11 protein-coding genes and 1 tRNA gene are annotated in these 16,903 nt (G+C 54.0%); 7 read left to right on the plus strand and 5 right to left on the minus strand.

Translation table 11 applies throughout. From position 1 onward, the window contains the following. Positions 1 to 97 precede the first annotated feature (97 nt). Complete coding sequence (locus PG892_RS18340) at positions 98 to 976, minus strand: pirin family protein (protein WP_210557345.1); 879 nt, start codon at positions 974 to 976, stop codon at positions 98 to 100. Between the two features lie 243 nt (positions 977 to 1,219). On the opposite strand from PG892_RS18340, the gene PG892_RS18345 reads away from it, so the two are divergent. Next, entirely contained in the window at positions 1,220 to 3,622 is a 2,403-nt protein-coding gene (locus PG892_RS18345) for a DNA polymerase II (protein ID WP_039039090.1), read from the plus strand. Positions 3,623 to 3,983: 361 nt separating this feature from the next. On the opposite strand, the gene PG892_RS18350 is transcribed toward PG892_RS18345, so the two are convergent. Next, positions 3,984 to 4,060, minus strand: a tRNA-Val gene (locus PG892_RS18350). Positions 4,061 to 4,404: 344 nt separating this feature from the next. Here PG892_RS18350 and PG892_RS18355 point away from each other — a divergent pair. The 4 genes from PG892_RS18355 (at position 4,405) to PG892_RS18370 (ending at position 12,789) form a co-directional block, all read left to right on the plus strand. Next, positions 4,405 to 6,375 carry a GmrSD restriction endonuclease domain-containing protein gene (locus PG892_RS18355; protein WP_270825645.1) on the plus strand — a complete coding sequence of 657 codons (1,971 nt, stop codon included), beginning with the start codon at positions 4,405 to 4,407 and terminating at the stop codon, positions 6,373 to 6,375. Positions 6,376 to 6,704: 329 nt separating this feature from the next. Continuing rightward, positions 6,705 to 7,124, plus strand: a complete 420-nt coding sequence (locus PG892_RS18360) for a hypothetical protein (protein WP_270805380.1) — start codon at positions 6,705 to 6,707, stop codon at positions 7,122 to 7,124. Next, positions 7,124 to 9,640 carry a hypothetical protein gene (locus PG892_RS18365; RefSeq protein WP_270825646.1) on the plus strand — a complete coding sequence of 839 codons (2,517 nt, stop codon included), beginning with the start codon at positions 7,124 to 7,126 and terminating at the stop codon, positions 9,638 to 9,640. The genes PG892_RS18360 and PG892_RS18365 overlap by 1 nt, the downstream gene beginning before the upstream one ends. After that, a complete protein-coding gene (locus PG892_RS18370; RefSeq protein ID WP_270825648.1) occupies positions 9,610 to 12,789 on the plus strand; it encodes a tyrosine-type recombinase/integrase in 3,180 nt (1,059 codons plus the stop codon). Before PG892_RS18365 ends, PG892_RS18370 begins: the two co-directional genes overlap by 31 nt. 44 nt (positions 12,790 to 12,833) lie before the next feature. Here PG892_RS18370 and PG892_RS18375 read toward each other — a convergent pair whose 3' ends face one another. The 3 genes from PG892_RS18375 to PG892_RS18385 are packed head-to-tail and all read right to left on the minus strand — an operon-like array spanning position 12,834 to position 15,115. Next, on the minus strand, positions 12,834 to 13,688 hold the full coding sequence (locus PG892_RS18375) for an HD domain-containing protein (RefSeq protein WP_270825649.1): 855 nt from the start codon (positions 13,686 to 13,688) through the stop codon (positions 12,834 to 12,836). A 16-nt stretch (positions 13,689 to 13,704) separates the two neighbouring features. Continuing rightward, the gene (locus PG892_RS18380; protein WP_053288476.1) at positions 13,705 to 14,886 is read right to left on the minus strand and encodes an Arm DNA-binding domain-containing protein; all 1,182 of its coding nucleotides are present in this window, start codon (positions 14,884 to 14,886) and stop codon (positions 13,705 to 13,707) included. Then, positions 14,879 to 15,115 (minus strand): hypothetical protein, encoded by a 237-nt coding sequence (locus tag PG892_RS18385; RefSeq protein ID WP_053288475.1) that lies wholly within the window; start codon positions 15,113 to 15,115, stop codon positions 14,879 to 14,881. The genes PG892_RS18380 and PG892_RS18385 overlap by 8 nt, the downstream gene beginning before the upstream one ends. A 53-nt stretch (positions 15,116 to 15,168) precedes the next feature. On the opposite strand from PG892_RS18385, the gene PG892_RS18390 reads away from it, so the two are divergent. Then, entirely contained in the window at positions 15,169 to 15,474 is a 306-nt protein-coding gene (locus tag PG892_RS18390) for a helix-turn-helix domain-containing protein (RefSeq protein WP_223943999.1), read from the plus strand. Positions 15,475 to 16,647: 1,173 nt separating this feature from the next. Further along, positions 16,648 to 16,845 (plus strand): hypothetical protein, encoded by a 198-nt coding sequence (locus PG892_RS18395; RefSeq protein WP_127904553.1) that lies wholly within the window; start codon positions 16,648 to 16,650, stop codon positions 16,843 to 16,845. The last annotated feature ends 58 nt before the right edge of the window (positions 16,846 to 16,903 follow it).

Below are 16,903 nucleotides of genomic sequence, written 5' to 3' on the forward strand. Positions count from 1 at the left end.
TGGTGTGTTTGGAGACAACCAGTTTACCAGCACCCTGTCTGTCAACTTCCACTTTCCCAGGATCCCGCGAAGAACCTCTTTTGTTTTGGACCCTGGCTCAGAGCCCGGTCAGGGGCGGCGCCTTGAGACGGGGCCCCTGGTAACCCGTCACCTCGCCAAAGCGCGGATGACCGCTCTCCCAGTCGGCGGCGGCGGTGCGAATGGCCTCCTTGTCGACGCTCACGAAGTTCCACCAGATCTGCAGCGGTTTGGGCAGGGGCTCGCCGCCGATGAGCAGCAGCCGGGCGCCCGGGCGCAGGGTCAGCACCACCTCCCGGTTGCCGGGGGGCAGGTAGAGGAGCTGCTCCGGGGCCAGGACCTCCCCTGCGACGATGGTCTCCCCCGCGAGGGGAAAGAGGCCGTGCTCGAAGGCGGGATCCAGGGGGAGGGTGATCTCGCCTCCCTCGGGGGCGTGCAGATCCAGCCCCAGAATGGGGGAGAAGTGCAGGGTGGGGGCGCGCTGGCTGCCGTGCTCGCCGATGAGCAGGGTGAGGGTGATCTCCCCTTGCTGCCAGCGGGGGAGCGTCGGGTAGTGATCGAAGCGGGGCGGGGTATGCTGATCCGCCTCGGGCAGGGCTATCCAGAGCTGGGCGGCGTGCAGATCGGGCTGGTTCGGGACCGACTCCTCCGTGTGGGCGATGCCCCGTCCTGCGGTCATCAGGTTCACCTGGCCTGGACGGATCACCTGCTTGCTGCCCAGGCTGTCCCGGTGGAGGATCTCCCCCTCCAGCATCCAGGTGAAGGTCTGCAGGGCGATGTGGGGGTGGGGCCCCACATCCATGCCGGGTGCGCCGGGGGCAAAGCGGGTCGGGCCGATATGATCGAGAAAACACCAGGGCCCGATGGTGCGCCGCTCCTTGACCGGGATGGCGCGAGCCACCGGGATGCCTCCCACATCGGTGAGGCGGGAGGCAATGCGTTGCCACTGTTGTGTCATGGGGTGCTCCTTGTCGAGGAAAAGGTTGGCGCACGCGCGCGCAGGTTGCAGCGTCTGCAGGGGGAAGAACATGCCGTCTCGCCCGGTGCCGGTGAGTGATGCCGAGGTTACTATGCCCCAATCCGGCGCCGGATGGCAAAGACGGGGCACAGCGCCTGCCCTGAGGGCCCAGCCCGGCAATTGCAGCCGCGTACTGTATGAACGTACAATAGTCCCATCCCACTCTTGAGCCCGACCACCTGCATGACCGACATCCAGCCCCTCCCTCCCGTGACCCCGCCGCTCGACGGCTTCATCCTGACCCGCCATGGTCGGGATGTGCAGGGGCGTACCGAGATCGTGATGTGGCTCTGGAGCGCACAGGGACCGGTACGGGTGGTGGTGCCGGGGCAGGAGCCGGTCTTCTTCCTGCCGGAACGCCACCTGGAAGAGGCGGCCGAGCTCTTCAAGGGGGCCGGGGTGAGGGGGCGTTTTCGCCGCCTCCCCATGCACACCTTCGAGGGGAGCCGGGTGGTGGGCTGCTACTTTGCCACCCTGAGCGCCTTTCACCGCGCCATCGAGCTGCTGCTCATCCGCGGATTGGAGCACTTCGAGGCGGATATCCGCCTGCCCGAGCGCTTTCTCATGGAGCGCTTCATCACCGCCGGGATGCGCTTTGACGGCAAGGCGAGGCGCAAGGGGGGCAGGCAGGGTTACTGGGAGGTAAACGAGGCGCGTTGTGCGCCGCAGGCGGTGACGCCGACCCTCTCCTGGGTCTCCCTGGACGTGGAGTGCGCCATGGATGGCACCCTCTTTTCGGTGGGGCTTCATAGCGAAGAGGACGCGCGGGTCATCATGATTGGTGCCCCGGAGCCGGACTCGCAGGACTGGGAGACCCCCGTCGAGTGGGTGGCGGACGAGCCCGCCCTGCTCGGTGCCCTGGAGGGCTGGTTCAGCCTGCACGATCCCGATCTCGTCATCGGCTGGAACGTGGTGAATTTCGACTTTCGCCTGCTGCTGCGCCGCGCCGAACTCCACAAGCGGCGGCTGCGGCTCGGGCGTGGGCGGGAGCTCTGCTTCTGGCGCTCGTCCCGAAACGATCCCCAGAGCGGCAACGTCATCATCCCGGGGCGCATGGTGCTGGACGGCATCGATACCCTCAAGAGCGCCACCTGGCAGTTCCCGAGCTACAGCCTGGATGCGGTGGCGAGCGAGCTGCTCGGGCGGGGCAAGGACATCGAGGACGTGGCCAACCGGGGGGAGAAGATCACCGAGCTGTTCCACTCCGACAAGGAGGCGCTGGCCCGCTACAACCTGGAAGATTGCAGGCTGGTGTGGGAGATCTTCGATTTCTGCCACCTCATCCCCTTCGCCATCGAGCGCGCTTCCCTCACCGGTCTTGAGCTCGACCGGGTTGGGGGGTCGGTGGCGGCGTTCACCAACCTCTATCTGCCACGGCTGCACCGCGGTGGCTATGTGGCGCCCAACCTGCCGGCAGACGGCGGGCTCGCCAGCCCCGGCGGCTATGTGATGGACTCCAAGCCGGGGCTCTATCGCCACGTGCTGGTGCTCGACTTCAAGAGCCTCTATCCCAGCATCATCCGCACCTTCTGCATCGACCCCATGGGGCTGGTGGAGGGGCTCAAACACCCGGATAACGCCATTCCAGGCTTTCGCGGCGCCCTGTTCTCCCGAACCCGCCACTTCCTGCCGGATCTCATCGCCACCCTCTGGGCGGCGCGGGATCGGGCCAAGGCCGCCAGTAACAAGGCCCTCTCCCAGGCCATCAAGATCATCATGAACTCCTTCTACGGGGTGCTGGGGTCGGGGGGTTGCCGCTTCTACGACCCGAGGCTCGCCTCCTCCATCACCTTGCGGGGCCACGGCATCATGCAGCAGACCCGGGAGTGGATAGAGGCAGAAGGGTTCGAGGTGATCTATGGGGACACCGACTCCACCTTCGTGCACCTGGGGAGCGATATCCGTCTCGAACAGGCGGACGAGATTGGCCAGCGACTGGCGAAGATGATCAATGACAACTGGGCCGCGCTGATCAGGCGGGAGTTCGACCTGCCGAGCCATCTGGAGATCCAGTACGAGACCCACTACCGCCGTTTCCTGATGCCCACCATTCGCGGGCTGGAGAAGGGAAGCAAGAAACGCTATGCGGGACTGGTGGGCGAAGGGGAAGGGGAGCACCTAGTGTTCAAGGGGCTGGAGACGGTGCGCACCGACTGGACACCCCTTGCCAAGGCATTCCAGACCCGGCTCTACGAAATGGTATTCCACGACCAGGATCCCAGCAGCTATGTGCGCACCATGGTGGACGAGACCCGGGCCGGCCGTCACGACGATCTGCTCATCTACCGCAAGCGGCTGCGCCAGAAACTCGAGGAATATCAGAAGAACGTGCCACCCCATGTGCGGGCGGCGCGCCTGGCGGACGAGGAGAACCTGCGCCGCGGCCTGCCCCAGCGCTATCAGCACAGGGGCACCATCGCCTACCTGATGACCCTGAACGGCCCCGAGCCTTTGGAGTACCGGCGCAGCGCCGTCGACTACGAGCACTATATCGACAAGCAGCTCAGGCCCATCGCCGACGCCATCCTTCCCTTTGTGGGGGAGTCGTTCGAGCGGATCTGCGGCCAGCAGCTCGATCTCTTCTGACAATGCGAGGTAAACGCGGCGGCCATGGCACGACAACGGCTGCCCGCGTGCCAGAGGAAACAGAGGGAGGCAGATGACGGGGGAGAGCGGGTGTCAGAGCCGACCAATGCAAAAAGCCCGCTATCAAGCGCAATGCTGTTCAGATAAGCACATTTTTGACTAATTATTCATAAATGCGACTTGAGTTGGGGGAGCAAGGCTGTTTCCAGTCGATGTTCCTTCAGCCTTTATCCAGCGTGGCTTGCAATAGAAAGAGGGAGGCATCATGCCTCCCTCATTTTTTAGCCCTGATACTACGTGGACTGGAACTCAAATTCTCTTAAGTGAACAGCATTGCGCTATCAAGCGGGCTTTTCAAATCTGGTGCGTCCTAGTGGATTCGAACCACCGACCCCCACCATGTCAAGGTGATGCTCTAACCAGCTGAGCTAAGGACGCAGGGTGCGCAAAGCGACTTTGTGTGTCATTGCAGGGGAGTGGTGGGTTTAATTGGATTCGAACCAACGACCCCTACCATGTCAAGACGATAGCTATATCAAGTCTTATGTTTGCTTACTTATCTTAATTCAAGATCAAAGCCATATAAAACAATAGTGTAGCGTTGGATTTATATCTCTTGGTGTGAGTTAATCGCGTCTTTTATATTGGATTTTAAAGTAATCTGGGCACAAAATAGGCACAAATCCAATGTTTCTAAAATGACCACTATCTAACGCGCAGAGGGTCCCATATGAGGTGCCATGCATGATGCAGCAACTACTCACAGGAAGGAGCCGACTGGTATGAAAATTTCCACTATCCTCGACCATATCGACAGTGGCCATATGGCGCTGCCGGAGTTTCAGCGCGGTTATGTTTGGAACCGCGATCAGGTCCGCAGCTTGTTCGATTCTCTGTATCGGCGACATCCGGTCGGTGGCCTGCTGGTTTGGGCCACTGAGTCCAAGACTGCCACCCATCGCGGTGATGGCGTTCTGGCAGCCGGGATTGTCAAGCTGTTGCTGGATGGCCAGCAGCGGATGACATCACTGTACGGTGTTGCGCGGGGCCAGCCACCCAAGTTCTTTGATGGTAATACTCAGGCATTTACGGGTCTGCGTTTTAATCTGGAATCGCAGACCTTCGAGTTTTACCAGCCGATCAAGATGAAGGATGATCCCCTGTGGATCGATGTTACCGCCTTGATGAAACAGGGGCCGGCCGGAGTCGGTAGCTTTATCGCCGCCTTCAGCCAGAAGCCGGAGCTGCTGCCAAAAATCGGCGACTTTGCAGGTCGACTGAGCCACCTGCTGGGCATTCTGGAGATAGACCTGCACGCCGAGGAGGTCACTGGCCCTGACAAGACGCTTGACGTGGTGGTGGATATCTTCAACCGGGTTAACAGCGGCGGCACCAAGCTCTCCAAGGGCGATCTTGCCCTTGCGAAAATCTGCGCCGAGTGGCCGGAAGGCCGCGATAAGATGAAGGGTAAGCTTGGCGAGTGGGACAAGGCCGGGTATCACTTCAACCTCGACTGGTTGCTGCGTTCGGTCAACACAGTGCTGACTGGTGAAGCCAAGTTTCAATATCTGCATGATCAGCCCGCTGACAAAATTCAAAACGCGCTGCAGCGGGCTAATAAATACATCGATACTAGTTTGAATCTTATCGCCGGAAGGCTAGGTCTGGATCACGACCAGGTATTTTTTGGACGTTTCGGCATACCTGTGATGGCTCGCTATCTCGATCAGCGTCAACAGCTCCAACTCGGTCAGATGAATGAGAAGGACCGCGACAAGTTGCTGTTCTGGTTCGTACAAGCAGCGATGTGGGGTCGTTTCTCAGGATCCACCGAGTCTTTCATCGACAAGGATCTGGAGGCGCTGGAAGGCGGCGACGGTGATCTCGACCGCTTGCTGGAACAGCTGCGTCTCTGGCATGGCGGCCTGCGTGCTGAATCCGGCCACTTTACTGGCTGGAGCCTGGGCGCACGTTTCTACCCGGTGCTTTACATGCTCACCCGCATGGGTGAGGCGCGGGACTGGGGCACTGGCTTGCCGCTGAAGGCTAATCTTCTGGGCAAAATGAGCCGCTTGGAGGTGCACCACATTTTCCCCAAGGCGCAGCTATACAAGGCCAAGTCACTTGGCTTTCGTAAGTCCGAGGTCAATGCGCTGGGCAATTTCTGCTTCCTGACCAAGGACACGAACCTGCAGATTAGCGACCGGTTGCCGGAGGACTATTTCCCCGAAATCGAAGCTGCGCATCCCGGTGCTTTGGCCTCGCAATGGATACCCAACGACCCGGTCTTGTGGAAGTTGGAGAACTTCCGCGACTTCCTCGAAACCCGCAAGGAACTGCTGGCTGCCGAGTTGAACTGGCAGATGGAAAAACTGCTGCACGGCGACACCCGATGGCTGGCCGGAGATACTGTGCCGCGTGTTGAGCCTTTAGTCGTCGGTGGGATTAGTAGCGAAGAGGAAGAACAGGAACTAGAAGCTCTGAATGGCTGGGTCGAGAGTGAGGGGTTGTCCAGAGGTATTATCGCCTTCGACCATGCCGATCTGGACTCGGGCGAGCAAATCGCAGTGTTCGATCTGGCTTGGCCGAGTGGATTGCAGAAGGAGCTGAGCCAACCGGTTGCAGTGTTGCTGAACGAGGATGCTTCAACCATTGCGTTGGCCAGTCAGGCTGGTTATCGCTGCTTTACAGCTATCAGCTCTTTTCGCCAATACGTGCGAAAGGAAGTGTTGGGAGTGAATCTGAATGGATGACATAAAAAGACCAGACCGAGTCCACTAGAATCGAGTTGTGTTGCTATTTACTGATAGCAGCCGACCGGATTACCTGCGTTACTTTTAGAATCTGGTGCTTCCTTGAAGACTCGAACTACCAACCCGGACCTAACGCTCTAGAAGGACTACATATGAGGCATCCCGAGTTTGCACAGTACTGCGAGCGATTGCCGGAGCGAGGACGGTTCGAGTCAGTACCGCTATCAACATTAATACTGGATCGTGTATGTGAGAAGGTGCTCGCTCGTGGATCTATTGTCGCGGCGTTAAGGGGGTGGTCGTTACCCTGCACTGCAGAGGATCATGGCATGGCTGTTCTCGATAGCATACAGAGTCCAATCATGGGATACCGCCCCAAAGGGAGTGAGAAGGTTGCTGTGATCGCCGGCTTTTTCACGTATCACCGGCTGCTACAGCAACAAGCAACCAGTAAACCAATAGTAGCGGTGAATGTATTTCTATTGGATAAAGCACCTAAGCCAGATTTGAGAGAATTGCTGTTTTTGAATGAATTGACTCGGTCACTTTTGCGGCAGTGCTTTACTCACTCTAGTGCGACAATCGCAGACTATCTTTATGCGTGGTTTGACTGCAGAGCTGAGTCCAGCCTGTTTGGATCGGATAAGTGGCAGCAACTGTTTCCGCAATTGCGTACTAAGGCCGATCTGTGCGGATGGTTAGAGATCAGTAGCAAAACATTTATCCCGACCAGGCAGGGTGATAAGTGATGACAGGCTGGGAGCTGTTACCAGACCTGGTCCAGCATTTTAGCCGGTACGCTAGTCAGACTGGATTTGAGCTCGAATCGTTTGAAATCGAGGAAGTGTTGATTCCCTGGCTGGAAAAAATACAGGCTCCAGCTACTATGCGCGGGCTCGGTCATATCCTATGGGCGCTGAATAATTATTCACAGGATGCCGCTGCAAAAGTGCAGCTCGAACGTATCTTTGAATTACCATCCTGGTTTTTGCCCGCTCTTGGCTTTCAGATCTCGATATCGGATCCTAAACAAGAAGATTTTTTTTGGGACCAAAGAATGGGTAGCGGTTGGTGTGAAATATCCCCATGTTACGCTTGGCTATTTCGCCTGACCAAATACAGTAGAGACTCCAAAGCAAGAAGCGTACAGCTCCTTTTCATTGAACACTACTATAAGACACTGGTCGAACTGACTGACCCGGCATTTAATACTAAAAGTCAAACCCGTGAGCAGCTAGTTTGCTCAGCTAGTCGATTGCTCTTTGATGCCAGAAACCTAGATTTTCAAGGATTAACCGCATGCCTAACTCAGGATGACCTTTCCAGTATCGAGAGGTTAGCGTTGCGGATAGATCGTTATTGCAAGGATGGTGGCAATAGGCTTGAGAAAAAAAACAACGACTATATGCGTACCTTGGTGCATTTCTTCCTTGGCAACTGGGGGGGCGGTCGAAGGGGTAACCGGATCCATCGCTATAACAAAATGATAGCCAGACGTTTCAATCGTACTCAGAAGTCCGTTGTTCAAGGATGCGATGGCGCTTTGCAAGAACTGCTGCCGAGTCTGCTAGACGTGCTGGATCCTGAGGGTGTTGAGACGGATGATTTTTTTCCGCTGCAGACATTTATAGAAGTCGAAGGTCAGTTTACTGAAGAGCGGGATACAAAGGAGATCCCAGATATTGAGAGGGTGTTTGACCGGGCGCTGAATCGGAAGAAAAATATCGATGTCACCAATAAAGTGCGTCGAGGGCAGAATGTCTGTCTGCAAAATACAGAGCTGCTTAAAGCTGGTGACCTGGCACGTTTCATCCGATTTCTACAGAGTAGCCAGCATGCCACCACGTTAGCATTTTGGGCCATGTTGCTGTTGGGTAAACCCCTTGGGGAGTTGGCTCAACTGTATGTATTTGATGATTTGCATGATGTGACATCTGGTCTCTACCTGGATCCAGAAGGAAATGGTTGGTGGAGCTTCCCTGTTTCCTATTCCGCAAAACGCGGGCTAGATGATCAAAGGCGTGGTCTGATAGTCACAGCTGATCATGTGTTCACTGCCTGTCCACGATTCTTCATCTCGTTGCTGTCTGGGCACTACAATGGGGGGCTTGCCCCCTTATTGCCGGATACGTTTACAGCCGAACTGCTGGCAAAGCGTTTAAAGAAATATTCTGATCATCTGCAACGTGGAAGCAGGATCAGCCTCGATAAAATTTCTTCCTTCTTAGACCGCTTTTGTTTCGCTATGGGCACGGTCGACCCGGTTGTGCTCGACTTCAGCTATCAGCTTGCGCTGAGTCGCACTCGTGTATCCAGGAGTTATGCCTGTCTCGAGGATGAGCAGCGAGTTGGAACGCTGCACAGGTTATGGCTGGAGATCTCTCAATACATACGGGCAGCAGATCCGACAATTGATTGTCCAACTCTCTTTGAGGTGCGGTATTGGCATGAGCCAATGGTGGTTGGATCAACATTTACTCCCTCCCAGGACACATGTAGAGCATTGGTTCGGCATCTTCTTGGATGGGTGGATCAGTCTCAGCCGTTCTTGACGTTTCCGCTTGAGGACATCATCCGTTATCACAATGCATATGCGGCCTATACAACATATTTGTTGATGTTTTCGACTGGCTATCGGGCTGTATATAACCCGCTGCCATCCTTGTCGTTGCATTTACAGGCGTATCGTTTGTTAGGGATCAGTGACAAGGACGACAGCGACTTTACTCATGCCCGTTTGGTCTGCATGCCGGAATTGTTGGAAAAACAACTGGGCTTCTATGCTGCCCACCTAGCCGCACTTGCCGAGCTACTGCGTTGCATCGAGCCGGCCTTAGCTAACACTATTGACCAGCTACTCAAGGCGGATGAGGTGTTATTGGCGTTAGGGCTTTCTGACTCCTCTGTGTGGTATCAGTCTGTTCGCAACTCTCGGCGTGAACTGGGGCCCTTATTTCATTTCAAGCAGGTCAATCGACAATGGCATGCGGTGAATCTATTTCCCAAAGCGCTGACGAGCTTTCTTCCTGAGGAACTGAGGCTGCCTTCTAATGCGGGTCGCCATTGGATGAAGAGCCAGTTGATCAAGAGGCAGGTGGAGCCAGAGTTGATCGATTGGCAGATGGGGCATTGGATGACCGGGCAGACCCCTTTGGGATACTACTCGGCATTAAGTCATGTAGAGGCCAGCCGTTATCTGGCTCCTATTTTGGATGAGATGTTATCGGAGGTCGGATGGCAAGCCATACCATCGTCGATTTCCTGACGGATCTGTATGAGAGTGAACAGCGTGATGAGTTATGCTTTCTTATTGAGCAACAACTGGATAAGTCGCCACTTGCAGAACGGGTAACAGAAGAATTTAGCTATGTCCTAAAGAGCTTGTTCAAGACGATCCAGTTTAATCAATCAATAAGCCATTTTGAGCCGGCGTTTCTCAAGCGAGTGGTCGCCAAATTCAGAACGGAACCAGAGATTCAAGCACTGGAGCTGCAGATCCTCGATGCTATTTTGGTGCATGGGCAAAAGATGTGTGGTTTCACATCGGCAAAGGTCCCTGCGATCATCCGGCTCCGTCGTGATAAGCCTATCTTACGACCAGACACCCTGCTTCTGGGAAATGCTGCCGCCAAATTATGTGACATCTTGCAGAGAGAAGTGAATCGGCCTAGCTCGCTTCCCTCCAATGACCATCTCCGTGGCAGATTGCTGCTTTATCTCTTTTTCCTTGCCAGAGTCGAGACCTTGGAGCAGGCAATACACGTTCTGGCTGCTGCTCCCCCATTGTTCTACGCCGAAGGGCTGGTTTATCTTGAGTTTGAGTACAAGGGGCAGCTGTGTCGCTATGTTCTTCCTGATCCTGCGGCTCTTCTCTGGATGCAATGGCTACGCGCTCAGCCTAGGGGGGCGGTATCGGGTGCCAGGCCCGCAATCTACTACGTCAACCTTTATCTATCGAGACAGTCTGATTGGCGCCATGACACCATCGGTGTATCTAAACTGCGTTTACTTCGTAAGATCGACTATACCCTTCGCTATAGCCCTATTGCCTACGGGATCTACACGGGATATCTGCCAAGCCAACTGCTCAACCCGGAAACCTTTGTTCGGCTAGTTACGGACAGGTGTGTGCCCAGTGGTGGCGTTATAGCGTCAGTCAACCAAGATCTTCTGACAGTCCGAGAGAAACGAGCCTGGAAATGCCGACTGCACCAAGAGCGCTACAGTACAGTGACAGCTCAATTGAGCGAGCTGAAGCGGATAATGAGTCTGCTTCGTCCGCCTCCAGGCAAGTCTTCTAATGCTCCGTTGGCAATTAGTCGCAGTACGCTGGTAAATGGCTTTACCGATTGGTTGGAGCAACACGCTACGAGTGATGCTCCTTACCTTTGGTTTTTAGTTGCGTGGGCTCGTTCTCTATTTAAGCATGGTGGGCGGGTAAAGCGGTCACTCAAACCTGGGACCATTGTCGATTATGTATCCACCATCGGTGCGGCATTTCTGGGGAATTTTAACGGCTATCGATTAAGTGAACTCGATGGGGTTGACTGGGTGGAGCTACTCAATCGAACCAGTGACGCGGTGAAGTCGCCATCCAGAAAAGGGTTTGTGCTCTATTTCGCCACCTTTTTACGAGACGCCGAGTTGGTTCCTGAGCTTCCTGTCGCCGAGTTGGATATTGCGGTCAGTCACAGTGAGGTAGATGCCAACCTCATGTCTGTATCGCATGCTGAGGCCATCCTGGGATGGTTGAGTACGCAGCAGGATGTTATCGCTCGAGATGCTCATCTTCTATTTTGCTTATGCTTTTTTAGCGGCTTGCGACGTAGTGAGGCGGCGTTCCTGCAACTGGCGGATCTGGATTTTCTGCCGTTAGAGCCATCTCCCAATACCTATGACTACATTGATCTTCACATTCGTCGTAATCAAAAACGGGGGCTAAAGTCTACGGCTGCAAACCGTGTGCTTCCTTTAGATGCGCTGTGGCCAACGTCCCATCTGTCTAAACTTCGGGCTCGGGTCCAGTATCAGCGGGCGAGGGGGGATTCGCCTAGTGCGCCAGTGTTTGAGTCATTCGACAGAACAGAGCGGGCCTATCGGCTCATTACAGATTTGATGCACCAGTACACAGGTGATCGAACACTCAGGGTGCATCATTTACGGCACAGCTTTGCAAACTGGACATGGTTTCGACTGAATAGCGATCTTTTAGAAGTCGGAAGACGTCAACTTGGGATGTTTCAGGGTGAATTTTTTTCCGACGCTGCGATCGAGCGCCTCTATCAGCGGTTAGGGTTTCGGGGGTATAGCCGAAAGGGACAGTATGTGCTTTGCCATCTACTGGGGCACGAGGAGCCGACGACAACGATAGGTAGCTATCTTCATCTGAAGGATATTGCTGGCTATCTTGCTTTGGGGGCTCGAGAGCTGCCCCTTAAAAAATTACTGAACCATACATTGGGCCGCAGTAGTCTTGCCATTCGAAGGGATGTGGGTGAAAACCTCGCAGAACGACTCACATACGAAAACCGAGAAATAGAGCGGCTAGTTGCACCAGTGAGTCCGCCCGTACTCGCAGATTCCTGTCTGGCTTCAGTGAAAAAACTGCAACACTGCCTTGAGGTTTCCAGCCATTGCAGGCAACTGCAGGTTTTGGACTGGGCTGCCATCTTGATGGCTTGTCAGGTGAGCACAGCAGAACAGGTCGCCTATCAAGAGGGAGTCTCGCCTGCGATGGTAAGGGCGTTGCTTGATCATGCAGCCATAGTACAGAAGCATTGCCCACGACAGGGCAAACGTCTCCCCCTTATCCCTGCGTTATCGCCTTGGATCCATCGATTGATAGAGCGTGAAAAACGACAGGGTGAAGAGATGCAAGCTCCAAAAGCGATTGAAGAGCAACAGCTAAGAAAGGTGAAGCGGGATTCCTACTCCTTGCAGATTCTGAACTTTCTATTTAGACAGCTGCAGACAGGCTTGGATGACGGGACGTTGACTTGGCAGACGATCCAGGATGGCTGTCAGATATTGAGGTATCTGGTCCCAGGGAGGGGTTATTTGATCCGTAGTCCAAGTAGTCGACGAGTCATACAGTTTTTGACCCTTTGTGGTGCTCTGGGCTTTAAGGCGCGTCATATTCAGTTGACGCTGCAATTACCGGGTGCGGAGGTCACACAAAAGACGCATATATTGGGGCAATGGAATGGATTGTTACAATCCGCAGGTCTAGCTGGTGTGCCGATAGACGAGGGAAAGCAGCAAGACTGGCCATACTTGCCCAAGCACGATGGTTTAGGGGTCATGGAGGTGCGCCTACTCAATAGTAAGCTGGGGAGCCATGGACGCAGACAACGGGCATTTTTGTCGATGATGCAGCTCATGCTCATTCTGTCTGCAACCTTGAAGCCTCTGTAATCACTGGCCTGCAAGAATCAGTACTGCCCCGGGGAGCTGGCGGATCATGTCGGGAGTCTCCTGAGCATGCGGTTCCCATGCTTGATGAAACGAAAATGTGCCGGTTTATCCTCAAACAGCATGTGCGAACGGGCCGATTGGCATGAGTTGTGGTCAGCATTCCTCAATATGCCCTCAATGGCATATTGTTCGCTCCGATGCTTGGAATATGGAGCCAACATGCTTGATAGCATACGGTGACAATCCCAATCCTCACGCGCCAATTCCTCCATGGGGGAGGCAAGCAACGCAAAACTCAAACATTCATGAGCACCCGTTTGGTAGCTATGGATCCCTGCTTCTGTTTGGCTATAGATCTTGCCCAGGTCATGGAATAATCCAGCAATAAGTGCCAACTGACACTCCTTGGCCGAATGATGCAAGCGCAGTGCATTACTATATGCCAATTCAGCCACCTCGAGACTGTGGACCAACAGGCCGTGAGGGAAGGCATGATGGTCTTGGTAGCTGGCCGGCATGGTAATGAAGGCGTTGAATTGCTCGGGCTGTGTCGACCAGTAGGACACAAACCGCTGCAGGCAAGGATCTGTGATAAATCCCAGTAACCCAACGAATCGAGTCAGTAGCGGCAAGCTGCCCCTGTTGAGCCGGCTGATAGCATTGGAATACAGTTCGTAGCTGATCCTGGCTGGAACAGCTACCAGCGCATCAATGATGATGTGTCCTTGTCGGGTGGTCTCATAGTTGATTTCGACAAGCCCACTTTCATAAGGATATCTAGATGCAGTATCGGCCGTCAAAAGGGCCTGTATGGGGTCGTTGCCGTAAAGTAGTTCGCAGACAGTAATGGGCAAGTGGCCGCTGCGCTCGATCCTGGTTAACCAGCAGAGTTGTTTCATCATCATTCTCCAATGCTCAGGTTGATGCAATCAGCGAATTGAAGGCACTGCCGTCCTGGCGTGTCGCATTAGGTATAAAACGGCTGTAGACCTCAAACAGCATCTTGGTGGTGCTGTGTCCGAGTTGTTGGGCTATCCACTCGGGGCTTTCCCCGGCGGCCAGCCAGAGCGTTGCCGTAGTGTGGCGGGTTTGGTAGGGCCGCCGACGGCTCAATCCCAGTATGAGGAGGGTGGGGTACCAGATCCGTTTGGTGACATTGCGATGATCCAGCGGGTTGCCGGCGTCATTGCAAAAGACATAGTCACAGTGGCGTGTTGCCTCATGCTGTTTGCGTAATGCCTGATAGACAGGCTCCGACATCTGAATAGCTCGATATGAAGACTGAGTTTTCGGCGTTTCAACTTTTCCGTTGACCAATGCCTGCTCGATCAGGATCTGCCGTTTGCCGAAGTCTACATAGCGCCAGAGCAGACCATCTATCTCGGCAGTACGCATACCGGTGAAAAAACGAACCGTATAGTAAGGTTCGTAATCTGCTCGTACCCCAGCAAGAAAAGTACGCACCTCGGCCAGGGAAAATGGCTCGATTGATCCTCTGCTGATCTTCAGTGGGCGGATGTTCTGGAATGGATTCTCGAAGTCACAACGCATCGCCGCCTCACTAAACACGCAGCGCAAGGGCGTCATGATGTGATTAATACGGTCATTGGTTATGCTGCGTTTGCTGGCTGTGTAACCTTTGCCGAGCCGCCCGCGAAAATTCAGTATGTCAGCCCTTGTAATAGTATCGATGGGCTGAGAGCCGAATGCTGGCAGCAGGTAGCGCTCAAAAATCGAGTTGATGTTGAGACAATGACTTGTTTTCCAGAAGGCCTCATTTTCTGATAGCCACTGCCGACTGAAAGAGGCAAAGCTTGGCATATTGCTGATGAGCCTTGGTGCGTCAGGTGCATGGGTGATCACGTCTTGTGTTGCTTGGTCTAGTTGCTCGAATTCTGCACATCGCTTGCTACTGGGAAAGTAGTCACGATAGACGAAGCGTCCTAGACGGATGGCGCTTTCTATCTCCTCCATGACTTTTTCTAGTCGGCTGCGGTTAAGCTTGGTGTCCTTCAGCATGGTTTGCTCACGACAGCGCACCTGCTGATAGTGGAAATCGAAAAAGAGTTTGCCGTCACGGCTTCGGATGCTACCCACGGCATATACCTCCGTTGGCCATCGGGATCACCGACAGCTGACGGTTACTCGGCTTGTACATCTCCTGCTCGATCGCTTCCCAGATGTAGAAGACTTTCCGTCCCCCAAACGGCCGGATGTAGTGGGTCCCCTCCAAGAACACCGTGTTTTTGAGTCCATGATTGATGTAAGCTGCGCTAAACTTGATCCGTTCGGCAAGTTCGTCAGCAGTAAGTAAGGTTTTGTTCATAGAGCACCTCATCGTTCCCATGTGGATGTAATGTTCTTTGAGGGAACTTTAGGGTGGTTTTACTGTTCTGTCAAAGAACATTTGCTGTTATTTTTGAAATATATTTCTTTAGGGGTTTTATGATCCGATTTCGGCTAAAGGAACTGATCGCGGAGAAGGAGTTTCGGGAGCAACGCAAGATCACGCTCATCGAGGTCGCAGAGAAAACCGGCGTCAACAGAACATCACTGTCAAAAATGCAGAATCCGGCCAACCGTCACTCCACCACCACTGCCGCAGTCGATGCCTTGTGTAACTACTTTGGCTGTTCGGTGGGGGAGTTGATGGTTCATGTACCGGAGCCGCAAGATCCTGCTTAATGTGACCTAAGGGCAATATGGCTAAGAATGAGCAGCAAAAGGAAATGTATCCATGGCGTGACGTGGATAAGGCGCGCAATCATCCTAGGCGAAGGATCAAGATGAGCTTGGACAGTGCCCAGTTGATGGGCGGAAAAGGTCTCTGTTGCCCCTGTTGTGGTTGTTCTTGCGAAAAATTGACCTGGTTCGAATTTTCAAGTCCTCCGTGGACTTGGGAAAACCACTGTGGTGTTAAGGGTATCATGTCAGTCTGTGATCACTGCCATGTCCAGGTCGAATTCATTACACAGTTGGTAAGTTGAACTAGCCAACGACGTGAGTGCCTCAGCCCAATCGTCATCTTGTGCTTATGCCGTTAACTTGAACTCACTCCTTGCATTGATCAGGGACTAGCGATGGGCCTGCACTAGGCGTAGCGCGGGATTTCATCTCGGATGGCGGATTACATTACGGCGTTTTGATGTCAGCTAGCCTTCTCTTCATTCATGATTGCCTTGCTGGTGATCGCTAAGTAAAAACCACCGTTTTACTGCTTCGTTATCTTCGTCATGCTCTTCCATGTTGTTGGATGGCAGCAATGCATTTAACTGGTCGGTTGCATCGGATAAATGGCGCAGTGCTGCGATAGTTTGCTGAGATCGAGGACTTCGATCTTGTTGAGATCTTGTTCCTTGTGGGTGTTTTTCATGTTCTATACCCTCTCGATATCAAGTTGTTACCGGCGTGCGTGGGAATAGCTAAGCAGAGAAAATCCGTAACTCGGTACGGTGTTATGAATTTTTCTCCCCACATTGTGCTTGCAGCGACCATAGGAGTGGCATTGATTTTGTCGGTTGGCAGGTAGCGAGCAATGATGCCTGTCTGACACGGCACTAACTCAGACCATCCTTTGATGTTCAGATAGCGCAAGGCCCCGAAAACGGGGCCTTGCTGGGGTCTCACCCAATACAGCTACCAGAGCCGCTGCAGGGTCCTTCCACCAACCATAGCGCTCTGGCGCAGTTGGCTTCTCGCCCACTGATACTCTACAGGGTCTCGTATCTGATGGCGATAGGTGATCCATGCAACGCCTGCTTAATAGGGTAAGGCAAGCCAAGCCATATCATGGAGCCCGGGCGGCATGCCAAACTGCAGACAGGTAAAAAGAAACAGTAAACCGACAAGGAGGCGATGATGCGATCTGATATCGAGATGAGAATGGATATTTCAATTCGCCAATCTGTTGTTCGTAGCGGTCTCTTTGTCGAGGCACGGGAAACGCCGTGTGAAACGGATGAGCTACGCAAGGCTGAGGAAACAGGAAAAATCTTTTCTATTCTGCCATATGAAGTTGTTCTTTATCCTAAATTTGCCTCATGTACAGAACCTTAAGCGGCAAGCGAATTAATAATACCGTCTAACGTGTTGTTTTGCTTGGATTTTCTCTGCC

It is taken from the genome of Aeromonas sp. QDB68 (genome assembly GCF_027707405.1).
In the GTDB taxonomy this organism is placed as follows: domain Bacteria; phylum Pseudomonadota; class Gammaproteobacteria; order Enterobacterales; family Aeromonadaceae; genus Aeromonas; species Aeromonas caviae.